Source organism: Stenotrophomonas sp. STEN022, from assembly GCF_056760155.1.
On record NZ_JBRREG010000025.1, the window covers coordinates 15,144 to 31,381 of the forward strand.

Here is a 16,238-nt window from a genome sequence, read left to right on the forward strand (position 1 = left end):
CTGTGCATTGTCCTCGCAAACCGCCGCATCATGCATTCCGACCTGCCAACCCCCGATTCAGACGCGCTTGCCCACAGCGAGCAGCTGGCCGCGCATCTGCGTGCGGACATCCTTGCCCAAGGCGGTGCGGTGCCGTTCTCACGCTTCATGGAGTTGGCACTGTATGCGCCGGGTTGGGGCTATTACAGCGCCGGTGCCAGCAAGTTTGGTGCGGCCGGTGACTTCGTGACCTCGCCGGAGATCGGCGCGCTGTTTGCGGCTACCACCGCCAATGCGCTTGCGCCGGTGCTGAAGCAGCTCGGCCCGCAGGCACGCATGCTGGAACTTGGCGGCGGCAGCGGCGCGTTTGCCGAAATCATGCTCAAGCGCCTGCTGGAACTGGATGCGCTGCCCGAGCGCTACGCCATCCTCGAGCCCAGCGCCGACCTGCGCGAGCGCCAGCGCGAACGGCTTGAGCGCGCATTGATTCCGCCGGTATTCGCGCTGGTGGAGTGGCTGGATCGACCGTTCGATGATGATTGGGATGGCGTGCTGTTCGCCAACGAGGTGATCGATGCGCTGCCGACGCCGCGTTTCCTCGCCGACGAAGGCGAGATCTACGAAGAGACCGTCGAGCTCGATGGTGAAGGCCGCTTCGTGCGCGGCGCACAACCGGCCGACCAGCTGATGCTGGGCGCGGTGCGGCATGTGGAACGCTATCTGGAGCGTCCGTTCGCGCACGGTTACCGCTCCGAGGTGCTGCCGCAACTGCCGTACTGGATCCAGGCCGTGGCTGGTGGCATGCAGCGTGGTGCGATGCTGTTCGTCGACTACGGTTATTCGCGCAGCGAGTTCTACCAGCACGACCGCACGGACGGCACGATGCGCGCGTTCTACCGTCACCGCGTGCACAACGACGTGTTCCTGTGGCCGGGCCTGCAGGACATCACCGCATCGGTGGATTTCACCGCGTTGGCTGAAGCCGGTACCAATGCAGGTTTCGAGCTGGCCGGTTACAGCAACCAGGCCAACTTCCTGCTCGGCAATGGCATCACCGATCTGCTGCTGCAGGCCGAAGAACGTACCGATGAAGTCGGCCAGCTGCGCCTGCGCGATCAGCTCAAGCGACTGACCTTGCCGACCGAGATGGGCGAGCGCTTCCAGGTGATGGGCTTCAGCCGTGACGTCGACATGTCGGCGGCCTTCCTGCTTGGTGACCTGACGTGGCGGCTGTAAGCACCACGCTGAAGCCACTGCGGCGGCAGGGGTTCTGGTTGGGCCTGTGGTGTGCGGCGGTGCTGGTGGTGATCGTTGTGTGCCTGATTCCGCCGCCAGAACTGAACCTGCCGCAGAACAGCGACAAGATCGAGCACCTGTTGGCCTACTTCATCCTGTCCGCCAGTGCCGTGCAGCTGTTCGGCAGCCGCCGCGCGCTGTGCTGGGTGGCCGCAGGATTGGTGGCGATGGGGGTGGGCATCGAGTGGGCGCAGGGCGCACTGACCGCTACGCGCATGGCCGATCCAATGGATGCCCTGGCCAATGCCAGTGGTGTACTGATCGGCATGCTGACGGTGCTGACGCCGCTGCGGGATTTACTGTTGAGGCTGCAAGGGCGTTGAGCCGATAGTGCGCTGCCGGGCAACGCTGCAAGCTGTTCTGGTTGCGGCTGCAACTTAATTCTTTAGATAAATCAGCCATTTCCGCTGTTATGGCACTTACGCTGGCGGCCCTTTGGCTGCTACGTTGGCGCCATCACAGGCTCCGTCATGGAGCCGGTGATTTTGCAAAGTCGGTGCGGTGCGGGACGTGGGTGGAGAGGACTCACGTACCGCACCGCGCCTTCCCGGTGATTTCTCCCCGGGCCTTACTGCTTCGGCTGCAGACGCACCTGGTCCAGCACCCACATCTGCGGACGGGTATCGCCGCTGAAGGTCATGCACAGGTCGGTGATCTGCCCGGCACCGGCTTGCAGCGGCGCCTCCAGTTCAATGAAGCCATCCTTGCCCGGCTGCTGCGGCAGCGGCACGGTGGCCAACACGCGGCCCTCGCAGCCTGCACGCACTTCAAATTCGCCGTACTGGCTCACCGGCTTGCGGAAGCCGCGCTTGGCTTCCTCCGGACGCAGCAGGCCGAAGTTGTAGGGAATACGACCGGCGCGCACCTTGACCGAGGCGATGTCCTGCAGCTGTGCGTCTTCCCACAACCAGCACGGGTTGAAGATGGTGACGTCGAAGTTGTCACGCTCACCGTGCAGCGGGTTGTCGTCGACCAGGCGTAGCAGCAGGCGGCCACCCTGCGGGCATTGCGCCAGGGTCTTGTCGGTGCGGGTCAGCAGGGACTGTGCATCGAAGTTCCATTGGCTGGGCTTGTCAGCCACCGGCTTGCCGTTGAAGAAGGTCAACGCGGTCAGCACGGTCGGCACCGGCAAGGTCAGCGCGCCGGGATAGGCCGGTGATTGCGCGGTAGGAGTGCTGCCGTCGGTGGTGTATCGGATGTCGCGGTAGCTGAGCGGGTTGGACAGCTCGACCGTCACCTTTTCAGCTGCACGATCATCCTGGCGCTTCATCGCCACCGACAACGCGGTCTGGCCATAGCCGATGCCCAATGCCTTGTAGCGCTGCAACTGCGCCGGCAGGCGTGCAAGGAAGTCGTCGTAGCTCTTGTTCTGCAGCGGCGTCCAGGCGATCTCGGACAGTGCCGCCAGGCGCGGGAACACGTTGTGCTTGAGATCCTTGCCGTTGCGGGTGTGCTCGCTCCACATGTTGGCCTGCACGCCGATCACGTGCTTGCGCTGCGCCGGGGTCAGCTCGGCCGGCACCGGATCGAATGCGTAGACGCGCTGCATCGAGGTGAACTTGGGACGGCCGGTAGGCTCTTCCGGCAGATTGGTCTGCAGGAAATCCAGGTACAAGGTGTTGCCCGGGGTCATCACCACATCGTGGCCATGGGTGGCCGCTTCGATGCCGCCTTCGATGCCGCGCCAGGACATCACCGTGGCCTGCGGCGGCAAGCCGCCTTCGATGATTTCGTCCCAGCCGATCAGCTTGCGGTCGTGGTCTTCCAGGTACTTCTCCAGCCGCTTGAGCATATGCGACTGCAGTGCTTCCTCGTCCTTCAGCCCCAGCTCACGGATATAGGCCTGCACCTGCGGCGAATCCTGCCACTGGTACTTCACTGCCTCATCGCCGCCGATATGGATGTACTGGCCGGGGAACATCTCCAGCACTTCGGCGAGGATGTTTTCCAGGAACTGCAGGGTCTCCTCGCGCGGGTTGAACAGGTAGGGGTTCACGCCCCAGTTGGCCGACGGTTTGGTCGGGCCATCGACCACGCCGTGTTCCGGATAGGCGGCAACCGCGGCCTGCGCATGACCGGGTACGTCGATCTCAGGTACCACGGTGATGTGGCGTGCAGCGGCATAGGCCACCACATCGCGGATCTGATCCTGGGTGTAGAAGCCGCAATACAGATGCGGCTTGCCGTCGGCGCCAATGCCGGCTTCGCCAGCGGCAGAGCGGCAGCTGCCCACTTCGGTCAGCTTCGGGTAACGCTTGATCTCCATGCGCCAGCCCTGGTCATCGGTGAGATGCCAATGGAAGGTATTGAGCTTGTGCGTGGCCATCGCATCGAGGATCAGCTTGATGTCGTCGATGCTCTGGAAGTGCCGCGCCGAGTCGAGCATGAAGCCACGCCAGCTGAAACGCGGTGCATCTTCAACCTGCATCGCCGGCAAGGTGATGCTGCTTGCAGGTGCGCCGGAAAGTAGCTGCCACAACGACATCGCGCCATAGAACAGGCCGCGCGCATCGCCGGCTTCGACCAGCACGCCATCGTTGTTGATGCGCAGTGAGTAGCTCTCGGCTGACGCGGCATTGGCAGCAGGCTTGTTGATGCGGAACTGGATTGCGCCCTTGGCTTGACCGCTGCTGCTGGGCTTGAGCTGCAGCGGCGTGGTGCGCGCCAGCAGCTGGGTGAACTGTGCGGCGACTTCGCTGGCACCATCAGCGGCGACCACCCGGCTGGAAGCATCGACGGTGAAGCGACCATTGCCAGGCAGTACCGACACCGGGCGCGGAATGATGCTGGCGCCGGTTACTTCGACCGGCAACAGTTGGACGCTCGCACTGCTGGTGGCAGCAACTGCATGGCTGCTGGCGGCGCCCAGAGCGATCAGCAGGGCAGCGTGCAGGGCATGGCTGGAAAGTCGGTGCATCATGGATCCTTGTTGTTGACGGCTGGTGTACTGACAGCCGCTGTTGCGTTTGCAGTTGATGTTGCGGTTGCTGCGATCCGAGGGGGGAGGGAAGGCAAGACAGGAAGCGCGGTGGAGGCCTGCGCCGTGGTGGCGGTACTGGTTTGGATCATCGCATCAAGTGCAAAGCCCATCAGCACGCCTTCGATATCGGCAGCAACAAGCACATCTGCGTGATTGGCCAGATTGCCAGCGATGCCCCATTGGAAGCCGCGACCGGATGGCAGTGCGTGGGTGGCGAGCAGGCGTCCGTCGCGCCTGTCCAGTACGCCCAGGCCAGCGCCGTGCTCAAGAAAGTAGGGGTGGCCAGCGGCCATGCCGACCAGTAGGTGATCGCCCAGCGCCAGTGGCGTGCCCCAACTCCAGCCACCAACGTCGGTGCGCCACAGCACGCGGCCGCTGATGATGTCGATGGCGCTTACCTTGCGCAGATCCGAGGAGCCGATGTAGAGCGTGTTGCCGTCGAAGGACGGCTCGGACTCGATCCACGAGGTCCAGAACTGGGTAAGCCACAGCGCGTTGCCGGTGTTGGCATCGATTGCATGCAGCACGCCGCTGCGGTCATTGCAGAACACGCGGCCGCGATGCACCACCGGTGCTGCGCCCGGGCGTGCAGCCAGACGGTATTGCCATAGCGGAGTGCCGGTGCGCGCATTGAGTGCCTGCACCACGCCGGCTTCGGTGATGGCGAACAGCTGGGTGCCGTCGCTGGCCAGACCGTGCTGGATGCCACCCGTGAGTTGCCGCTTCCAGCGGCTGGCACCGGTGTGCATGTCCAGCGCTTGTACGCTGCCGTCGCTGCCGCCGATATAGACCCAGCCATTTGCGAGCAGTGGGCGTGGGCCTTGCCATTCCCAGGCCGCCGATTGTGGTTGTGGAGGCTCGCGGCTGCTGCGCGCGTCCTGGATGGATGAGCGCCATTGCTCGCGGCCGGTCTTGCGATCGAGCCGATGCAGGTAGCCACCATCACTGTTGACGAACACCGCGTCGTCGGTCACCAGCGCGGTTGCATAGATGGGGTAACCCAGTGCGCTGCCCCAGCGCAGGCTGCCATCGGCAAGATCGACGGCAAACAGGGTGCCAGCGGTGGTGCCGATATAGGCGATGCCATCGGCGACAACCGGCGAGGCAAAAATCTGGCCACCAAGGTGGGCTTTCCAACGCGGGCCGGACAAGGCCCGGGGTGATGTGCTGGCTGCGTTCTCAATGGGCAGCAAGGCGGGTTCGCCACGTCGCAGACGTAGGCGTTCGCCGCTGCCCAGCAGCGTGCCAGTCAGTTCTTCGCCTTGCATCCGCAGTGCCATGTGCAGCGTGCGATGGACCAGGGTATTGCTGTCGTCGATATCCGCCTTGCCGTGCAGGGGCAGCGAGCGCAGGTGGGCGATGGGCAGATCGAGGTGCATGTCATAGCGGCCGTTGGCGTCGGCCTGCAGGGTCAGTCCAATGCTGACCTTCTCGCGTGGGCTGCCGATCTCGCCGAGCCAGTAGCCGGAGAGGTTGTCCGTGGCGTTTGCAATGTGAGCTGGCAGCAACAGCAGGCAGGCCAGTAGCGCCGCCAGTAGCGTGTGATGGCGATGTAGGAGGCTTTTGCTTGGCTGTTCCATGCGGTGATGCCCGGTGCGTGCAGGTTGGCTGTCAGGAGTCTGGAGGGAGCGATGTCTGCTCCCGCCAGGCTGTGTTGCTTTACGACTTAGAAGGCAAAGCGCAGTGACGCCATGTAGCGACGGCCACTCTTGTAGGCACCATTGATCAGCTTCTCGTTGCCGAAGTAGCTGTGGTACTGCTCATCGAGCAGGTTCATGCCCTCCAGGCCAATGCTCAGGTAGTCGGTGACCATGTTGGTAACCCACGCAAACCGCGAGTGGTAGTCCCTCGTCCACAGCACCAGGCTGCCCTTGATGGGGGTGGTGTACATGTGGCGCCAGGTGTAGGTGGTGGGTGGAGCCCGGCGGGCATTTTCGAAGTACGGACTGATGTTGAACTGGTTCTTCGAGTTGTACGGCAGTGGGCTACCGTTGGTGGCTTCGCCATCGGAGTAGGTGTAGTTGGCGATGATGCCAAAGCCGGCACCAAGGTTCTGCTGCCAGGCCAGGGATGCGCCCTTGATCTTGGCATCGCCGCCGTTGATCGGACGATCGACGCGGTAGATGGCCTCGTCGCGCTGGTTGTCGTTCCAGTGGCTTTCATCCTGGGCCACGTTGACGATGTAATCGGCAACATCGCGATAGAACAGCGAACCGGCCAGAATGGCATCCTCGCTGAAGTACCACTCTGCCGAGAAATCGAGGTTGCTGGAGCGATACGGCTTCAGGTTCGGGTTGCCGGCGGCACCAGTCAGGGTCTGGTCGGACAGCCACATGTAGCTGGACAGATCCGAGTAGCCTGGGCGTGCCATGGTCTTGGCGGCGGACAGGCGCAGTACCAGTTCGTCGCTGGCGTCATACACCAAGTTGAGGTTGGGCAGGACGCTGTTGTATTTGCTGTTGCGGGTTACGTAGTCGAACGAGGACGCGATGCGCTCCTGGGTCCACTCGCGTTGGGTGCAGCTGGCCAGGCCGGTGTTGCATTCGTAGGCGCTTGAGGCCGACTCGGTGCGGACATAGCGTACGCCGACATTGCCGCGCAGACGGTCAAAGCTGAAGTCGGCCTGCACGTAGGCTGCCTTGATGTCCTCCTCAATGGTCCAGGTATTGCGTACGAACTCCAGATTGCCAAGTGTGGTGGGCACCGGCTTGTTCTGCCAGGGCGCCAGCCACTTGTCGCTGCTGATGTAATCGGCAAGCTTCCAACCATCAATTGTGAAGCGGTTGCCGAGGTCGCCGTAGCCGCTGAAGCCATCCAGATAGTTGCCCGGCAGTGGGCGCGGGTCGAACATGTCGGCCGTTGCGTCACCGTAGGTCGAGATCGCGTCCAACACCACGCCACGCTGGATCTGCCCGGTTTCGTGTGAGCGCTGTTTGTAGCCGGCGCGGATCAGGTAGATCGGTGAATCAAGCTTGAAACCGAAGTCAAGCTGACCGTAGGTTTCCTTGTCCAGCGTCGGCTTTTCAATCAGGTTGCCGCCCCAGCCACTACGCCAGTTGTTCTGGGTGGGCGCGTCGGTATGCCACGGATTGGCATAGCCGCCGTCCATGCGGAACATGCTCGGGTCGGTGAAGGGATTTTTGCCAGTGATATTCAGCGTCGCGGGAGTGCCGGGACCGTTGGCGATTGACCACTCATAGTCGGTGTGGGCCAGGAAGCTGGCGTAGACCTGCTTGGGGCCGCCTTCAGCCTTGGTGCTGCCGACATGGGTGGATGCAAACCAGCGTTCGCTGTTCCAGTCGACCTTGATGTCGTACGTTTCGGACTCGATCTTGGCGCGACGGTTCTGCAGGTCGAAGGTCAGACGGCCGTTCTTGTGCTTGCCGCTGGTGATGATGCCGTCTTCGATGGTGACGTCGGTCAGTGTCATCAGGCTGCCGTAGGTATTGCCCGGCCAGGCGAACATCGACTGCGCCATGTGATCGAAGTTGGCATCGACCTTCAAACCATTCAACTCGATGTTCAGCTGCTCGATCGGCTTGAACTGCAGCGAGGCCGAGTAGGTGTTGCGCTTGCGCTCCTGCTCGAAGAAGTGGGCGCTGATGGCGCTGGGGCCAATGGCTTCGGGATTTGCATTCAGCGTGTTGGCACACGCGCCTTGGCAGGTGCCTGGCAGGCGCGGCTGCGACCCATCCGGGTTTGCGGGTTTGGACCAGTCGAACGCCGTGTTGTTGACCGAGCCGGCAACGCCATCCAGACCATCGCGATAGTTCTTGGCACGTACCGTGTTGTACGACTCGATGCCGTCACGGCGGATGCTCTCGTTGCTGGACTGCGCCGACAGGATGAAGCCGAAGGTGTCATCCGCGTTCTTCCAGCCAAATGCAGCGGATGCGCTGGGGTCAGTCTTCTCGACGCGATCGTTGCGCGCGTAGCTGATTCGCCCGGTGATGCTGATCTGCTCGGGCATGTCCAGTGGCTTGCGGGTGGACACATTCACCGTGCCACCGATGGAGCCTTCGTCCATGCGTGCTTCCGGTGACTTGAACACTTCCACCTTGCCAACCAGCTCAGGTGCCAGCAATGAGTAGTTGAAGGTGCGGGTCGGGAAATCCGACATGTTCCAGTCGCCCGAAGCGATGGACTGGCCGTTGAGCAGAGTGCGGTTCAAGGCCGGATCGACGCCGAGGATGCTGACGCGCTCGCCCTGGCCGTAGGCACGGTCGATGGTGACGCCCGGGATGATGGTCATCGCTTCGGCGACGTTGGTCGCCGGGAACTTGCCCACGTCCTCGGCGGTGATCACGTCGACGATGCTGTCGGCATTGCGCTTGGATTCGAGTGACTGCTGCAGGCTGGCACGGATGCCGGTGACGACGACGCGATCCAGTTCGGTTGCATCCGGCTGCGCTTCCTGTGCGCTGGCCGCAAAGCTGATCGCCAGACAGCTGACGATGGCGGCGGTTAACGGTGACTTGCGGTGTTTCAAAGGTCTCTCTCCCTTTGCTGATGGATGGCCGGCAAATGTTGCTGGCCAGTGAATCCCGCATCCCTTCGGGCGTGCGGAGAAACATCGCGGCTGCCGCAACGGCTGGCCACGTCGAACGCGGTGTCAGTGCAGAAGCGGGCCGGTTGCAGCAAAAGTAGAGAGCGCTCGACAACGGGCGCTGTTGGAAGTGGATCGGGTGTACTGCCGGCCTTGCTTGTCCACGTCATGTCTCGATGGGTGGGTGGGGCGGGTGACTACCGTCGTTCAGCTCGGGGTGGAGTTTGCGTGTATTTGTTTCGAATTTGCAAAAATAATTTTCACGAAAATTGGAGAGTTGAAAATCTCTATTTCATGCGATTTGCCCTGTTTTGTAAGGATAAATTTAATGAAAAGTAATATCTATTCATTCCTTTTGAAACCTGTTGGTGCAGCATTCGTTAAGGTTTGAAAATTATGTTTATATTCAATTCATTGGTAATGCAGATTCTGTTTCGTGGTTATCGGCAGCTGTTTGCGGCGTGATGCGAGTATCGCGCGGGGTGCTTGCAGGCCGTGCGTGGTGCCATCCACGCAGGTTGAAGGGCATGGTCGCTGCAGTGCTGGTTGGGGGGGGCGCTGTTGGAGTTGCGTATCGCGGCAAAAAAAAGCGGGCCTGGAAAACCCAGGCCCGCTGGAGGAGAAAGAACAGCGGAAACGGTACTGCGTTGGTGCCGGCTTAGAAGGCGAAGCGCAGCGAAGCGTTGTAGCGACGGCCACTCAGGTAGGCGCCACGCAGCAGCTGCTCGGTGCCGGAGTAGGAGTGGTACTCCTCATCGAGCAGGTTCATGCCTTCCAGGGCGACGGTCAGGTTGTCGGTGATCTTGTAGGAAATGGAGGCATCGACCGAGGTGTAGTCCATGGTCCACAGGTCACGGCCGCCACTGACGTTGGTGAAGTACTTGTCGCGCCAGTTGTAGGTGATGCGGGCTGCCAACTTGTCGTTCTCGAAGAACGGGGCAATGTTGAACTGGTTCTTCGAGTTGTACGGCAATGGACGGCCATTGGTGGCCTCGCCATCGGAGTACGTGTAGTTGGCGACGATGCCGAAGCCCATGCCGAAGTTCTGCTGCCACGCCAGGGATGCACCCTTGATCTTGGCGTCGCCGGCATTCTGCGGGCGATCAACGCGATAGATGGTCTCCTTGCCCTGGTTGATGTTCCAGTGGGTTTCCTGGCGGGTTGCCATCAGGATGTAGTCGGAGACGTCACGGTAGAACAGCGAACCGGCCAGGATCGCGTTCTGCGAGAAGTACCACTCGGCCGAGAAGTCCAGGTTGGTGGACAGGTAGGGCTTCAGGTCCGGATTACCGCCGCCGCCGGTCTGCTGCTGATCGGACAGCCACAGGTAGCTGGACACGTCGGCGTAGCCCGGACGGGCCATGGTCTTGGCTGCGGAGAAGCGCAGCACCAGCTCGTCGGTGGCGTCGTAGACCAGGTTCAGGTTGGGCAGTGCGTTGTTGTACTTGCTCGGCTTGACCCGCCACTCGTACTTGTCCGCCGTGCAGTCCTTGGGGTTGTTGACGGTGCAGATCCAGGCGCCGCTGCCCACTTCGGTCTGTACGTAGCGTACGCCGATGTTGCCGCGCAGGCGGTCGAAGCTGAAGTCGGCCTGCACGTAGGCGGCCTTGATGTCTTCTTCGATGGTCCAGGTGTTGCGTGCGAACTCCGCATTGCCCAGCGTGGTCGGAACCGGTGCGGTCTGCCACGGTGCCAGCCACTTGTTGCTGGCGATGTAGTCGGCCAGAGCCCAGCCATCGATGGTGAAGCGGTCGGCGAGATCGCCATAGCCGCCGAAGCCGCTCAGATAGTTGCCCGGCAGTGGACGCGGGTTGAACATCGAGGCGGTGGCATCGCCATAGCCCTGGATCGATGCCAGCGTCACGCCGCGCTGGATCTGGCCGGTCTCATGCGAGCGCTGCTTGTAGCCTGCGCGGATCAGGTAGACCGGTGAATCCAGCTTCAGGCCGAAGTCCAGCTGGCCGTAGGTTTCCTTGTCCAGGGTCGGCTTTTCCACCAGGTTGCCGCCCCAGCCCGATGCCCAGTTGCCTTGGGCCGGCGGGTTGGTGTGCCACGGATCGGCATAGCCGCCGTCCATGCGGAAGGCCTCCGGATCGGTGAACGGGTTCTTGCCGTGGAAGGTGACGCTGCCCGGCTTGTTCGGGCCATTCTCGATCGACCAGGTGTAGTCGGCGTTGGCCAGGAAGCTGCCATAAACCTGCTTCGGGCCACCTTCGGCCTTGGTGCGGCCAATATGGGTGGAGGCGAACCAGCGCTCATCGTTCCAGTCGGCCTTGATGTCGTAGGTTTCCGACTCGACCTTGGCGCGGCGGTTCTGTAGATCGAACGCCACGCGGCCGTTCTTGTGCGTGCCACTGGTAATCAAGCCGTCCTTGATGGTGACATCGGTCATCGTCATCAGGCCGCCATAGGTGTTGCCCGGCCAGACGAACATGGACTGCGCCATGTGGTCGAAGTTCGCGTCGACCTTCAATGCATTGAACTCGATGTTCAGCTGCTCGACCGGCTTGAACTGCAGCGAGGCCGAATAGGTGTTGCGCTTGCGCTTCTGTTCAAAGAAGTGCGCGCTCATCGAGCTGGGGCCCACTGCATTCGGGTTGGCGTTCAAGGCGTCGGCGCAGGCACCCTGGCAGGTGCCGGGCTTCTGCGGCTGTTGGCCATTGGGGAGTGGAGGCACCGACCAGTCGGGACCAGTGTTGTTGACGGAGCCGGCAGCGCCGTCGACGCCATCGCGGTAGTTCTTGGCGGTGACGGTGCCGTAGGACTCGATGCCGTCACGGCGGATGCTCTCGTTGCTGGCCTGTGCCGAGAGGATGAAGCCGAAGTTCTCGGCCTGGTTCTTCCAGCCGAAGGCGGCAGAGGCACTCGGATCGGTCTTGTCCACGCGATCGTTGCGGCCGTAGCTGACGCGACCGCTGACGCTGACCTTCTCCGGCATGTCCAGCGGCTTGCGCGTGGAGATGTTGACGGTGCCGCCGATCGAGCCCTCATCCAGGCGTGCTTCCGGCGACTTGAATACTTCGACCTTGCCGACCAGTTCCGGCGCCAGCAACGAGTAGTTGAAGGTACGGGTCGGGAAGTCGGACATGTTCCAGTCGCCCGAAGCGATGGACTGGCCATTGAGCAGGGTGCGGTTCAAGGCCGGGTCGGTGCCGAGGATGGACACCTTCTCGCCCTGGCCATACGCGCGGTCGATGGTGACGCCCGGGATGATGGTCATCGCTTCGGCGACGTTGGTGGCCGGGAACTTGCCCACGTCCTCGGCGCTGATGACGTCGACGATGGCATCGGCGTTGCGCTTGGTTTCCAGCGACTGCTGCAGGCTGGCACGGATGCCGGTGACTACAACGCGGTCAAGCTCGGTGGCTTCCTTGCTGGCTTCCTGCGCGTGCGCGGAAAAGCTCAGGCAGGTGACGATGGCGGCGGATAGTACGGACTTGCGGTACCTCATGATGTCTCTCCTCATCATTGATGGATGCCGGCGAACTGGCCGGATGTTGTGTCGCTGGAAGCGGTGCATGGGCGGGCTGCCGCATGCGCCTGCGTTACTGCCGAGTGCGGTGCGCTGGGATCGATTTCCCTGCGTCCCAGATACCAACTGGCGGCGCCGATGACGCCCAGTTGCCCGTGCTCTACCAACTTCACGGGGATGCGTTGTAGCGCTTCGCGCATCGGTCCCTTGTTGAGGAAGCGTTCGGCGAAGCTGCTGTTGATAAGGAACTGGCTGATCTTGGGCAGGATGCCGCCGGCCAGATAGATTCCACCTTGGGCGCCGTACAGCAGTGCCATGTCGCCAATGGTCGAGCCGAGAATCGCGCAGAACAGCTGCAGCGTTTGTTCGGCCAGCGGATCGCTGCCATCACAGGCAGCGGCGCTGATTGCATCGGGCGTGGTGTGGACGGGCCTGGTGTCGCGCACGGTGCACAGTGCGTTGTACAGATTGAGCAGACCCGGGCCGGACAAGGCGTGTTCGATGGCGACATGGCTGCGCCCGCGCAGCATCTGCTGCAGCACGGCGACTTCCAGTGCGGTGCTGGCGCTCAGTGAGGCCTGGCCGGCTTCGGTGGCCAGCACCATCGAGCGGTTGCCATTGGGGATCCACAGTGCCGCGCCCAGGCCGGTGCCGGGGCCGACGATCAGCACAGGGCCTTCGGCGGCGGCCTTTGGGCCGCTCAGCTGCAATGCGTCGCTGGCGTCGATGTGCGCGGCGGCATGGGCAACAGCTTCGAAATCATTGACCAGATGCACCGCGGCGAAGCCGAGGTCATCGCGGATGCGGTTGCATGACAGTGGCCAAGGCAGATTGGCTGAGATCACCGTGCCATCGGGCAACGCATAGCCAGCGCTGGCTATGGCGCACTCGCGCACGGTGGCGCGGTCTACCGGGAACTGGGCAAGGATGCTGCTCAGGTCCGGATAGTCGGCGCAGCGGTATTGGCGATAGCCAAGCAACTGCATGGGCGCGCTGGCGCTGCTGCCCGGCTGTACCAGTCCAACGCGGACGTGGGTGCCGCCCACATCTGCGGCCAGCAACGGCGCGGCAGATGTAGGAGTGGTCAGCTTGGCTGTTGGATTCCGGCTGGCAACCACGCACGTCCCCTGGAAGTTGGCGCGACACCTGTTGGCGTTGCGGCATGCGGAGTGTCCGTGCTTCGTGACAACGATGTCAAGGCGCAGTGCAAAAAATTTTCACTCTTGCCATGAGTGCGGTTCTGTTTATATATCAATGATTTCAGTGGTTATTTTTGTTTCATGTGAAATCCAAGAGGGATCAAGTCTTGAATTCCCTGGGGATGCCTGCGCTTCGTGAAATTTTTTGGCACGCCAGAAGTCCTTGTGGGAGCGGCGCAAGCCGCGAAGCTGGCAGCAATGAAATTGAGGACTTTCAGGCACCGCGGAAGGCGGTGGGCATCGGTGAGTCGATGTGCAGGGTTGTTGCCGACGGTCGGGTGAGTGGCTTCGCGGCTTACGCCGCTCCCGCAACGCTCCCCGAATTCGTGAATGTCCAAGGGCCTGACGGCAAATAGCAGAAGGCCACCGCATACGGTGGCCTTCTGCTCACATCAAACTGCTGTGTGGATTACTTGGCCGGTTCGAGCTTGATCCAGTCCAGCGTCCACATGTTCGGGCGGGTGTCGCCGGTGAAGCGTACGCACAGGTCGCCACGTGTTGCCGGCGCGGTGATGCTGGCGTCCAGCTCGAGGAAGCCGTCGGCATTCGGCTCGGCCGGCAGCGGCACCGAGGCCAGCGGCTTGCCTTCGCAGTTGGCCAGGATTTCCATTTCGCCATGGGCAGTGCGCGCCGGTGCGAACTTGCGCGACGGCTCGTCGTGGGCAAGCTGGAAGTTGTACGGAATACGGCCGGCACGCACCTTGATGCGGCTGATGTCCGACAGATCAACATCGCTCCACAACCAGCAGGGGTTGAAGATGTTGACGTTGAACACTTCGCGTTCGCCCTCGGCCGGGCCGTCATCTTCCAGGCGCAGCAACAACTTGCCACCATTCGGGCACAGGCCGAGCTGGGTGTCCTCGCGAACCAGCAGCGAGGCGGCATCCAGCTTGAAAGTGCTGGCCGTCGCCAACGGCTTGCCGTCGAAGAACGCGGCGGTCTGCACCTGCACCGGCACCTTCAACTGCAGTGGCTGCGTGTACAGCGGTGAGCTGGCAGTGACTGCACCGCCATCCAGCGTGTAATGCACCGGGTAGCCCAGCGGGTTGTTGAGGCTGACCTGCACCGCGCCGGTGCGGTGTTCGCCCTTGTCCTGCATGTCGACCTGGAACGGCGTCTTCGCATAGGCGATGTTCATCGCCTGGTAGCGCTGCAGCTGCTGCGGCAGGCGCTGCAGGAAGTTGCCGAAGTTGCGCTTGTCCTGCGGGCTCCAACCGGTTTCGGCGACCGCGGCCAGGCGAGGGAACAGGTTGTGCTCCAGATTCTGGTCGTTGCGGGTGTGTTCGTTGAACATGTTGGCCTGCAGGCCAAGGATGTGCGACCGCTTGTCGGCTGCAAGTTCGGCCGGTACCGGTTCGAATTCGTAGGCCTTCTGCAGGGTGATAGTTGTCGGACGGCCCGGTGGCTCGTTCGGCGACTCGGTCTGCAGGTAGTCCATGTACATGTGGGTGACCGGCGACATCACCACGTCGTGGCCTTCGCTGGCGGCCTTGAGCCCGCCTTCGGTGCCACGCCAGGACATCACCGTGGCTTCCGGCGGCAGGCCACCTTCGAGGATTTCATCCCAACCGATCAGGCGGCGGTCGTGCTGCTCCAGGAATTTCTCCAGGCGCTTGATGATATGGCTCTGCATTTCCATCTCATCCTTGGCGCCGAGCTCGCGCATGCGCTCCTGCACGCGCTTGGAAGCGATCCACTGGTCCTTGACCGCTTCGTCGCCGCCGACGTGCACGTACTTGGACGGGAACATTTCAATCACTTCTTCCAGCACGTTCTCCAGGAACTGGAAGGTGCTTTCCTCGGTGTTGAACAGGTTCTGGAAAACGCCCCACTGGTTGTCGATGGCCAGTTTCTGATCGGTGGTGCCCAGTTCCGGGTAGGCGACGATGGCGGCGGTGGCATGGCCGGGCACGTCGATCTCGGGGATCACCTGGATGTGGCGCTCGGCGGCGTAGGCGATGATTTCGCGGATCTGTTCCTGGGTGTAGTAGCCGCAGTACTGACGCGGCTGCCCGGTGGCGGCGTTGCGTCCGGCATCACCCAGCGGCACGCGGCAGCTGCCGACTTCGGTCAGCTTCGGATAGCGCTTGATCTCCATGCGCCAGCCCTGGTCATCGGTGAGATGCCAGTGGAAGGTGTTGAGCTTGTGCTGCGCCATCGCATCGAGCAGCTTCTTGATCTCGTCCATGCTCTGGAAGTGGCGTGCCGAATCGAGCATGAAGCCGCGCCATGGGAAGCGTGGGGTGTCATTGATGGTGGCAGCAGCAACGTGACCGGGGGTGTTGCCGGTCAGCAGCTGCGCGGCAGTGACCGCGCCGTAGAACAGGCCAACATCATCACCTGCGCTGATGTCGATGCCGGTGTTGGAAACCTTCAATGCATAGCCTTCGGCGGTGTTGAGCGCCGAAGGATCGAGGCGGAAGCGGATCTGCGCCTTGCTGGCGTTGTCGGCCACGGCGAGGGTCGGGCCGCCGTTCTGCTTCAGCAGGGTGACGAATTGGGCGGCGGCGCGGCGCGCTGCCTCGTCGTTGCCACCGACGCGGGCGGAACTCTGCAGCACGAAGTCCTTGCCGCCATCAGCCTGGTAGCTGGCGGGCAGGGGGACAAGCGAAGGGGCGTAAGTGGTGTCGGCAGCCTGTACCTGCAGGGCGGACATGCCCAGCAATACGCAACTGCTGAGCCACGGCGCGCGGCTGCGCTTGTGGAAGGACTTCGTCATGGGCGGAGCTCCTGTCTGTGCTTGGGCGGCAGTGTGTAGTGCCGAAT

The 16,238-nt window shown here is 62.4% G+C and carries 8 protein-coding genes; 2 read left to right on the forward strand and 6 right to left on the reverse strand.

Annotated elements, in window-relative coordinates; translation table 11 throughout:
• Positions 1–30: 30 nt before the first annotated feature.
• Entirely contained in the window at positions 31–1,215 is a 1,185-nt protein-coding gene (locus tag ACVOMF_RS07490) for a class I SAM-dependent methyltransferase (RefSeq protein ID WP_481508712.1), read from the forward strand.
• On the forward strand, positions 1,203–1,598 hold the full coding sequence (locus ACVOMF_RS07495; RefSeq protein ID WP_481508713.1) for a VanZ family protein: 396 nt from the start codon (positions 1,203–1,205) through the stop codon (positions 1,596–1,598). Before ACVOMF_RS07490 ends, ACVOMF_RS07495 begins: the two co-directional genes overlap by 13 nt.
• A 245-nt stretch (positions 1,599–1,843) precedes the next feature.
• Here ACVOMF_RS07495 and ACVOMF_RS07500 read toward each other — a convergent pair whose 3' ends face one another.
• The 6 genes from ACVOMF_RS07500 to ACVOMF_RS07525 form a co-directional block, all read right to left on the reverse strand.
• Positions 1,844–4,192 carry a beta-N-acetylhexosaminidase gene (locus tag ACVOMF_RS07500; RefSeq protein WP_481508714.1) on the reverse strand — a complete coding sequence of 783 codons (2,349 nt, stop codon included), beginning with the start codon at positions 4,190–4,192 and terminating at the stop codon, positions 1,844–1,846.
• On the reverse strand, positions 4,192–5,835 hold the full coding sequence (locus ACVOMF_RS07505; RefSeq protein WP_481508715.1) for an outer membrane protein assembly factor BamB family protein: 1,644 nt from the start codon (positions 5,833–5,835) through the stop codon (positions 4,192–4,194). Before ACVOMF_RS07505 ends, ACVOMF_RS07500 begins: the two co-directional genes overlap by 1 nt.
• Before the next feature lie 86 nt (positions 5,836–5,921).
• Complete coding sequence (locus ACVOMF_RS07510) at positions 5,922–8,744, reverse strand: TonB-dependent receptor (protein WP_481508716.1); 2,823 nt, start codon at positions 8,742–8,744, stop codon at positions 5,922–5,924.
• Between the two features lie 715 nt (positions 8,745–9,459).
• Complete coding sequence (locus ACVOMF_RS07515; RefSeq protein WP_481508717.1) at positions 9,460–12,252, reverse strand: TonB-dependent receptor; 2,793 nt, start codon at positions 12,250–12,252, stop codon at positions 9,460–9,462.
• A 14-nt stretch (positions 12,253–12,266) separates the two neighbouring features.
• Positions 12,267–13,391, reverse strand: coding sequence for a glucokinase (gene glk / locus ACVOMF_RS07520; protein ID WP_481508718.1), 1,125 nt, complete (start codon positions 13,389–13,391; stop codon positions 12,267–12,269).
• A gap of 490 nt (positions 13,392–13,881) precedes the next feature.
• The gene (locus tag ACVOMF_RS07525; RefSeq protein ID WP_481508719.1) at positions 13,882–16,191 is read right to left on the reverse strand and encodes a beta-N-acetylhexosaminidase; all 2,310 of its coding nucleotides are present in this window, start codon (positions 16,189–16,191) and stop codon (positions 13,882–13,884) included.
• Positions 16,192–16,238 lie beyond the last annotated feature (47 nt).

What these genes read in the sequence shown, in the direction of transcription:
- ACVOMF_RS07505 (WP_481508715.1), bottom strand. Translation starts at nt 5,835, where the DNA reads ATGGAACAGCCAAGCAAAAGCCTCCTACATCGCCATCACACGCTACTG.
- ACVOMF_RS07490 (WP_481508712.1), top strand. Translation starts at nt 31, where the DNA reads ATGCATTCCGACCTGCCAACCCCCGATTCAGACGCGCTTGCCCACAGC.
- ACVOMF_RS07500 (WP_481508714.1), bottom strand. Translation starts at nt 4,192, where the DNA reads ATGCACCGACTTTCCAGCCATGCCCTGCACGCTGCCCTGCTGATCGCT.
- ACVOMF_RS07525 (WP_481508719.1), bottom strand. Translation starts at nt 16,191, where the DNA reads ATGACGAAGTCCTTCCACAAGCGCAGCCGCGCGCCGTGGCTCAGCAGT.
- ACVOMF_RS07515 (WP_481508717.1), bottom strand. Translation starts at nt 12,252, where the DNA reads ATGAGGTACCGCAAGTCCGTACTATCCGCCGCCATCGTCACCTGCCTG.